Genomic DNA, 8,379 nt, shown 5'->3' on the forward strand with positions numbered 1-8,379 from the left:
GCATCGCGAGCCGGCGCACGGCGCGTCCCGGCGCGGGATGTGGCATCACGGTCGCCGGTGCGCCGGGCGGCGCGACCGCTGTCATCGCCGAGCTTCTCCGTAGTACTCGAGGAAGATCTCCTCGAGTGTCGGTTCGTGCATCTCGAGCCCGGTGACGTCGGTATCGGCGAGTGCCCGGAGCGCGGCGACCGGCGGCCCGGTCAGGCTGAATCGCATTCGATCGCCGTCGAGCGCCTCGACATTCGACACACCGGCGATCTCCTCGAGGAACGGTGGTAGGCCGCGGTAGGACACCTCGACCACCGTCCGGCGCATCTGGCGTAGCTCCGCGATGCTGTCGATCTCGACGAGTCGCCTGGCACGGAGGATCGCCACCCGGTCGCACAGGATCTCCACCTCGGCCAACTGGTGCGAGCTGAGGAACACCGTCTGGCCGCGGTCCCGGGCTGCGGCGACACATTCGCGAAATTCTCGCTCCATCAGCGGATCCAGGCCGCTCGTGGGTTCGTCGAGCACGAGAAGCGGAGCCCGCGTCGCGAAGGCGGCGACGAGAGCCACCTTCTGCCGGTTGCCGGTCGAGTAGGTCCTTGCCGGCTTGTCGAGTCGAAGATCGAAACGGTCGACCAGCTCGTCGCGGTAGGCGGCGTCGACGCCGGGGCCCACGTTGCCGAGCAGCTCGAGGGTCTCGGCGCCCGTGAGTTGCGGCCACAGCGCGACATCAGCGGGCACATAGGCGAGATGGCGGTGGGTCCGGCGGACGTCGTCCGCAGCGCAGCCGAATATCGTCGCGCTTCCTGCAGTCGGGCGGATCAACCCGAGCAGCAGACGGATCGTCGTCGACTTGCCTGCTCCGTTGGGGCCGAGGAACCCGAAGACCTCACCCGGCGCGACGGACATGCTCAGATCGGCGACTGCCGTCGTTCGGCCGAAGCGTTTGGTGAGACCGACGGCGTGGATGGCAGTGCTGCCAACGGTGTGCGCCGGAGTGACCACGCCGCAAGGGTAAGTCACCGTGCGCCGTGCGCCCGACGGATTCCGCATCCCTGTGTTGCTGGCGGCGACGGCGGGGGATCGTTCGCTGGTATAAGTAATCTCAGCGTCAATTTTCGTCCTCGTGCAGTCGTCCGGAGCGCCAACGCCAACGCCACAGGCTCATATTTACTTGCTATTTCATGCAAACCGCCGCCGGCTGTGCGGTGCCCGCACCATTTACTGAACTAGGTCAGAAGTCGTATCGAAAACTTTGCCAAAAGCTCCGATCGGCGGGTCGGCGGCAGTACGGTTTCCGGCAGAAAGGTTCGACTCGAGACGGCGCGAGAGGCCGGCTGAGAGCCGGGCTTCTTATCGGTAAACCCGATTGGGTTGGGGGCCGCATGGAACTCGATGCTGGGGCATTTCCGCTGACGCGGGGTCAGCTCGACATCTGGCTCGCGCAGAGGACGGGCCGCTTCGGTGCGAAGTGGCAACTGGGCGAGCTCCTGCGCATCGACGGGATGATCGATCCCGGCCTCCTCCAGCGGGCGATCGTTCAGGCGGTGCGTGAAGCCGAGCCGCTGCGGGCCGCCTTCTTCGAGGTGGACGGCAGGGTCTTCCAGAGAGCGGTCGACTACCCGGACGTCGACCTCGCCCGCTACGACCTCACGGGCTCGCCGGACCCCGAGCAGGAGGTGCACCGGACGATCTCGTCGATCCAGGCGACGTTGATGCCGCTCGACGGCCCGCTGTTCAAATGGGCACTGCTGCAGACCCGGGTGGACGAGTTCTATCTCTTCGTGTGTTGCCACCACATCGTGATCGACGGGGTCGGCATCCCCCTCGTGTGTCATCGGATGGCGGAGATCTATTCCGCCATCGCGACGGACGCGCCGGTACCCCCCGCCTTCTTCGGATCGCTGCGGGATCTCGTCGAATGCGAACTGACCTACGAATCCTCGACCGAATACCTCGACGATTCGGCGTACTGGACGCAGAACCTCCCCCCGGAGAGCGAGCCGCGTTACCGGTTGGCTGATGCCGTCGCGGGCAACCACGACGAGGAGTCTCGCGCACCGGTTCGGCTCGCCCCCGCCGCCGTGGCCGGGCTCCGACACCTGTACCGGAGCCTCGGGGTGCGTCGGTCGTCGGTGATCACCGCGGCGTGCGCGCTCGTGGTGCGTGCGTTCGACACGGAGAGCCCGGAGGTGGTGCTCGACTTCCCGGTGAGCAGACGGGTGCGACCGGAGATTCAACTGGTGCCCGGCATGGTGTCGGGATTCGTGCCGCTGGTGCTCAAGGCCTCACCGGAACTATCCGCCTCGGAATTCTGTGTGCGCGTGGACACGCAGATGCAGGATGCGCTGGAACACCAGCGATTTCCCGTGCACTCGATCGACTACAAGGCGACTCTCCGCGGCTCCGGACAGGCTTCGAATCGCGTGGTCATCAATTTCATCCCGGCCACACATACCGGGTTTCTCGCGGACGCCGCGGCGACGGGGACGCTGACCCACGCCGGGCCCGTCGAGTTCGCGCTGGTCTTCTTCAGGGACGGCGACGATCTCTTCCTCAGCACGGCCGGTCCCGGACAGTTCTTCGCGAACAGCGACGTCCGCGATCTGGCAGAGCGGTTGGAGCGGGTGTTGCTGGCGATGGCGGCCGATCCCGGGCGGCCGTTGTCGTCGCTGGATCTGCTCGACGAGGCCCAGCATGCCCGGCTCGACGCGATCGGTCACCGCCCGGTGCTGGCCCAGCCGGTGACCCCGCCGGTGTCGATTCCGGCGTTGTTCGCTGAGTGGGTGACCCGCACGCCCGATGCGGTGGCAGTGACCTTCGAGGGCCGGTCGACGTCGTACCGCGAGCTCGACGAGGCGGCGAATCGGTTGGCGCACAGGCTCTCCGGCCAGGGTATCGGCCCAGGTGACTGTGTCGCGCTCCTGATGGAGCGTTCGGCCGACGCGGTCACCGCGATCCTGGCCGTGCTCAAGACGGGGGCGGCCTACCTACCGATCGACCCTGCAGTGCCGACGTCGCGGATCAAATTCATGATCGCCGATGCCGCGCCGAAGGCGGCGATCACCACCACCGGGTTGGCGGGCAGACTGAGCGGCTGCGATCTCCCGGTGATCGACGATGTCGACGATCCCCGCAGCCACGCTCGACCCGGTGCCGCGTTGCCGACGCCGCGCGGCCCGGCCTCCGATGACGTCGCCTACCTGATCTACACCTCGGGCACCACCGGTACCCCGAAGGGCGTGGCGGTCACCCATCAGGGTGTCACCCGGTTGCTGGCATCATTGACCGCCGGTTTGCCGGAGGCGGGGGTGTGGTCGCTGTGCCATTCGTTGGCCTTCGACGTGTCGGTGTGGGAGATCTTCGGTGCGCTGCTGCGGGGCGGGCGCCTGGTGGTGGTGCCCGAACCGGTGGTGATCTCGCCGCCGGACTTCCACGAGGTACTCGTTGCCGAGGGCGTCAGCGTGTTGACCCAGACGCCGTCGGCGGTGGCGTTGCTGCCCGATCAGGGCCTGGAGTCGACGGCGTTGGTGATGGCCGGTGAGGCATGCCCGGCCGAGGTGGTGGACCGGTGGGCACCGGGGCGGGTGATGGTCAACGCTTACGGTCCCACCGAGACCACGATGTGCGTGGCGATCAGTGCGCCGTTGACCGCGGGCACGGATGTGGTGCCGATCGGCTCGCCCGTGCCCGGTGCGGCGCTGTTCGTGCTCGATGGCTGGTTGCGCCCGGTGCCCGCGGGCGTGGTCGGCGAGCTGTACGTGGCCGGCGGTGGGTTGGCGTGTGGATATGTGCGGCGCGCCGGATTGACCGCGTCGCGTTTCGTGGCGTGCCCCTTCGGCCGGCCCGGGGCCCGGATGTACCGCACAGGGGATCTGGTGCGGTGGGGCGCCGACGGGCAGCTGCAGTATCTCGGGCGCGCCGACGAACAGGTGAAGATCCGCGGCTATCGCATCGAACTGGGCGAGATCCAGGCGGCACTGGCGGGCCTGGACGGAGTGGATCGCGCGGTGGTCATCGCCCGCGAGGACCGCCCCGGTGACAAGCGCCTGGTCGGCTACATCACGGGGACCGCGGAACCCGCCGAGATCCGCGCGCAGCTGGGCGAGCGGCTGCCGGCCTACCTGGTGCCTGCCGCGGTGGTGGTCCTGCCTGCGCTGCCGTTGACCGCCAACGGCAAACTGGACACCGGCGCCCTGCCTGCACCGGAGTCCCAGGAGGTCGACGGCTACCGGGCCCCTGGCACCGCGGTCGAGGAGATCCTGGCCGGGATCTATGCCGACGTACTGGGTCTGGATCGCGTCGGCGTCGACGAATCCTTCTTCGATCTCGGTGGGGATTCGCTGCTGGCGATGCGGCTGTCCGCGGCGATCAACACCTCGCTCGATGCCGATGTCTCTGTGCCCACCGTGTTCGACGCACCCACGGTGGCCGAGCTGGCCTGCCGCATCGACACGGGTTCGCGTCGGCTCGCGCCGCTGGTGCCGGTCGCGCGGCCGCCGGTGGTTCCGCTGTCGTATGCCCAGCAGCGGCTGTGGTTCATCGACCAGTTGCAGGGACCGTCCCCGGTGTACAACCTGTCAGCGGCACTGCGGTTGGGCGGTCTGCTCGAAACCGACGAGTTGCGCGCGGCGCTGGCCGATGTGGTGGACCGTCATGAGAGTCTGCGCACCCTGCTCGCCGCGCCCGGGGGAGTACCCCAACAACTGGTGGTGCCCTCCGAGAGCGCGGACTTCGGCTGGGACGTCGTCGACGCCACCGGCTGGTCGGCCACCCGGCTGAATGACGCGATCGGCGCGGCAGTGCGGCACAGTTTCGACCTGGCATCTGAGATTCCTCTGCGCGCAACGCTTTTCCGACTGGCCTACGACGAGCACGTGCTGGTGGCGGTCGTGCATCACATCGCCGCCGACGGCTGGTCGATCGCCCCCCTGATCAGGGACCTCGGGGTCGCCTTCGCCGGCCGGTACGCCCGGCGCGCACCCACGTGGGAGCCGCTACCGGTGCAGTACGTCGACTACACACTGTGGCAGCGCGCACAACTGGGCGATCTCGACGACAGCGACAGCCCCATCGCCGCACAGCTGGCCTACTGGGAGCAGGAGTTGGCCGGTCTGCCCGAGCGCCTGCAGCTGCCCACCGATCGGCCGTACCCGGCGGTGGCCGGACAGCGCGGTGCCAGCGTGGTCGTGGATTGGCCGGCCGAATTGCAGCAACAGGTCGCGCGGGCGGCGCGTGAGCACAAGGCGACCAGCTTCATGATGGTCCAGGCCGCCCTGGCGGTGCTGTTGTCGAAGCTGAGCGCCAGCCCGGACGTGGCCATCGGATTCCCGATCGCCGGACGGCGCGATCCCGCACTCGATGATCTGGTGGGATTCTTCATCAACACCCTGGTGCTACGCGTCGACGTGTCGGGGGATCCCACCACCGCCGAACTGCTGGGCCAGGTGCGCCGACGCAGCGTGTCCGCCTACGAGCACCAGGACGTGCCCTTCGAAGTGCTCGTGGAGCGGCTCAACCCCTCGAGGTCGATGGCGCATCACCCGCTGATCCAGGTGCTGGTGGGCTGGCAGTTCGCCGGGGACAGCGATCCGGCGGCGAGCCTGGAACTGGAGGGCCTGCAGGTCACGTCGCTGCCGGTGAACACCCAGACCGCCCGCATGGATCTCGGCTTCTCGCTGGCCGAACGCTTCGACGGGGCCGGTGAGCCCGCCGGGATCGGCGGGACGGTGGAGTTCCGCACCGATGTCTTCGACCCGGACAGCATCCGCAGGCTGATCGACCGGTTGCGGCGGGTCCTGGAGGCGATGACCACCGACTCGGGACGGCGGGTCTCGTCGATCGATGTGCTCGACGAGTGCGAGCATGCCGAGCTCGATCAGCTCGGCAACCGCGCGGTGCTGACCGAGCCGACCGCCGGGGTGTCGATTCCGGAGCTGTTCGCCGAGCAGGTTCTCCGCGCACCCGAGGCGGTGGCGGTGACGTTCGAGGGCCGGTCGATGACCTACTTCGAACTGGACGAGGCGGCGAATCGGCTGGCGCACCTGTTGGCCCAGCACGGAGCCGGGCCCGGACAGGCTGTGGCACTGCTGTTTCCGCGATCAGCCGAAGCGATCGTGGCGATCCTGGCGGTCCTCAAGGCCGGCGCCGCCTACCTGCCGATCGACCCGGCGCTGCCGGCGGCCCGGATCGAGTTCATGATCGCCGACAGTGCTCCGATCGCCGCGGTGACCACCACCGGGCTGGCCGCCCGGTTGGCCGGCTGCGACGTGATGGTGCTCGACATCGACGACCCCCGCATCGACAGCCAACCCGGTACCGCCCTGCCTGCACCGGCGCCGGATGACCTGGCGCACGTCATCTACACCTCGGGCACCACCGGTGTGCCCAAGGGCGTCACGGTCACCCACCACAACGTCGTCCAGCTCTTCGACGGGCTGAACATCGGAGTGGAGCTGGCGCCCGGACAGGTGTGGACGCAATTCCATTCCTACGCATTCGATTTCTCGGTGTGGGAGATCTGGGGTGCGCTGTTGTTCGGTGGGCGGCTGGTGGTGGTGTCCGACGCGGTCGCGCGCTCCCCGGAGGACTTCCACGCGATGCTGGTCGCCGAGGGTGTCACCGTGCTGACCCAGACGCCCTCGGCGGTCGGGGTGCTCTCCCCACAGGGTCTGGAGTCGGCCGCGCTGGTGATCGGTGCGGAGCCCTGTCCGGCCGAGTTGGTGGACCGCTGGGCCCCCGGGCGGGTGATGGTCAACGTGTACGGGCCGACCGAGACGACGATGTGGGCTTCTGCGAGTGCGCCGTTGGCGGCGGGATCGGGTGCGCCGCCGATCGGCTCGCCGATCGCCTGGGCGGCGTTCTTCGTGCTCGATGAGTGGTTGCGGCCGGTTCCGGCCGGAGTGGTCGGTGAGCTGTACCTGGCAGGTCGCGGCGTGGGTGTCGGCTATGTGCGCCGGGCCGCTCTGACCTCGTCGCGGTTCGTGGCGTGCCCGTTCGGCGCGGCCGGAACACGGATGTATCGCACCGGTGACCTCGTCTCCTGGGGTGCCGACGGCCAGCTGCGGTATCTGGGCCGCGCCGACGAACAGGTCAAGGTCCGCGGCTACCGCATCGAACTCGGCGAGATCCAGGCCGCACTGACCGCCCTGGACGGAGTGGATCAGGCGGCGGTGATCGCTCGCGAGGACCGCCCCGGCGACAAGCGCCTGGTCGGCTACATCACCGAAACCACTACGGGCACGGTTGATCCCGTTCAAGCCCGCAGCGCGCTGGCCGAGCGGCTGCCGGCCTACATGGTGCCGGCAGCGGTGATGGTGGTGGATGCGTTCCCCATGACGGTCAACGGCAAGCTCGACAGCCGAGCCCTGCCCGCACCCGAATACGCCGCAGTCGATCACTACCGGGCGCCGGCGAACGCGGTCGAGGAGATCCTGGCCGGCATCTACGCCCAGATCTTGGGCATCGAGCGGGTGGGGGTCGACGAGTCGTTCTTCGACCTGGGCGGCGACAGCATCCTGTCGATGCAGGTGGTGCTGCACGCCCGGGCAGCCGGCCTGGAGTGCAGGCCCCGCGACGTCTTCGTCGAGCAGACGGTGGCCCGGCTGGCCCGGGTGGCGATGGTGGCCGACGGAGAAGCCGGTGTGGTCGACGAAGGCACCGGGACGGTGGTCGCCACACCGATCATGCGGTGGCTGGCGGGTGTGGACGGCCCGGTCGACGAGTTCAACCAGACGGTCGTGGTCTCGGCCCCCGCCGCGGTAACCGAGGCCGACGTGGTGTCGGTGTTGCAGGCGCTGCTGAATCGCCATGCGATGCTGCGGCTTCGTGTCGACGCCGACGGTGCCGGTGGCTGGTCGTTGACGGTGCCCGAGGTCGGCGCGGTGGACGCACGCGACTGCCTTCGGACCGTCGAGGTGCTCGACGATGAGGCGCTGTTGGGGGCGCGGTCACGGTTGAACCCGGCCGCCGGGGTGATGCTGAGCGCGGTGTGGGTGGCCCCGACGGGTCAGCTGGCGTTGATCATCCACCACCTGGCCGTCGACGGGGTGTCGTGGCGAATCCTGCTGGAGGACATCAACATCGCCTGGGCGCAGCATCGCAGCGGCCAACCGGTCGCGCTGCCGGCACCCCGGACGTCCTTCGTCCGGTGGTCGTCGCTGCTGGCCGAGCACGCCCACGACGCAGAGGTCGTGGCCCTGGGGGAGGCCTGGCGGCAGGTGGCGGCGGCCCCGGCGGCGCTTCCCGCGCCCCGACCCGAGCGGGACACCTACGCCAGTGCCGGGCAGATGTCGGCGTCGCTCGACAGCGACCTCACCCGCGTGCTGCTGGGTGAGGTTCCTGCGGCGTTCCATGCCGGAATCCAGGACATCCTGCTGATCGCGTTCGGGC

2 protein-coding genes are annotated in these 8,379 nt (G+C 68.9%); one reads left to right on the plus strand and one right to left on the minus strand.

What is annotated here, in order from left to right:
* Positions 1-81 precede the first annotated feature (81 nt).
* Positions 82-993: an ABC transporter ATP-binding protein gene (locus tag Q2100_RS27660; protein ID WP_407667704.1), complete on the minus strand. Its 912-nt coding sequence runs from the start codon at positions 991-993 to the stop codon at positions 82-84.
* A gap of 380 nt (positions 994-1,373) precedes the next feature.
* On the opposite strand from Q2100_RS27660, the gene Q2100_RS27665 reads away from it, so the two are divergent.
* A partial coding sequence (locus Q2100_RS27665) for a non-ribosomal peptide synthetase (protein ID WP_302916617.1) occupies positions 1,374-8,379 on the plus strand: 7,006 nt, incomplete at its 3' end.

The organism is Mycolicibacterium arseniciresistens (assembly GCF_030519285.1).
GTDB classification, from domain to species: domain Bacteria; phylum Actinomycetota; class Actinomycetes; order Mycobacteriales; family Mycobacteriaceae; genus Mycobacterium; species Mycobacterium arseniciresistens.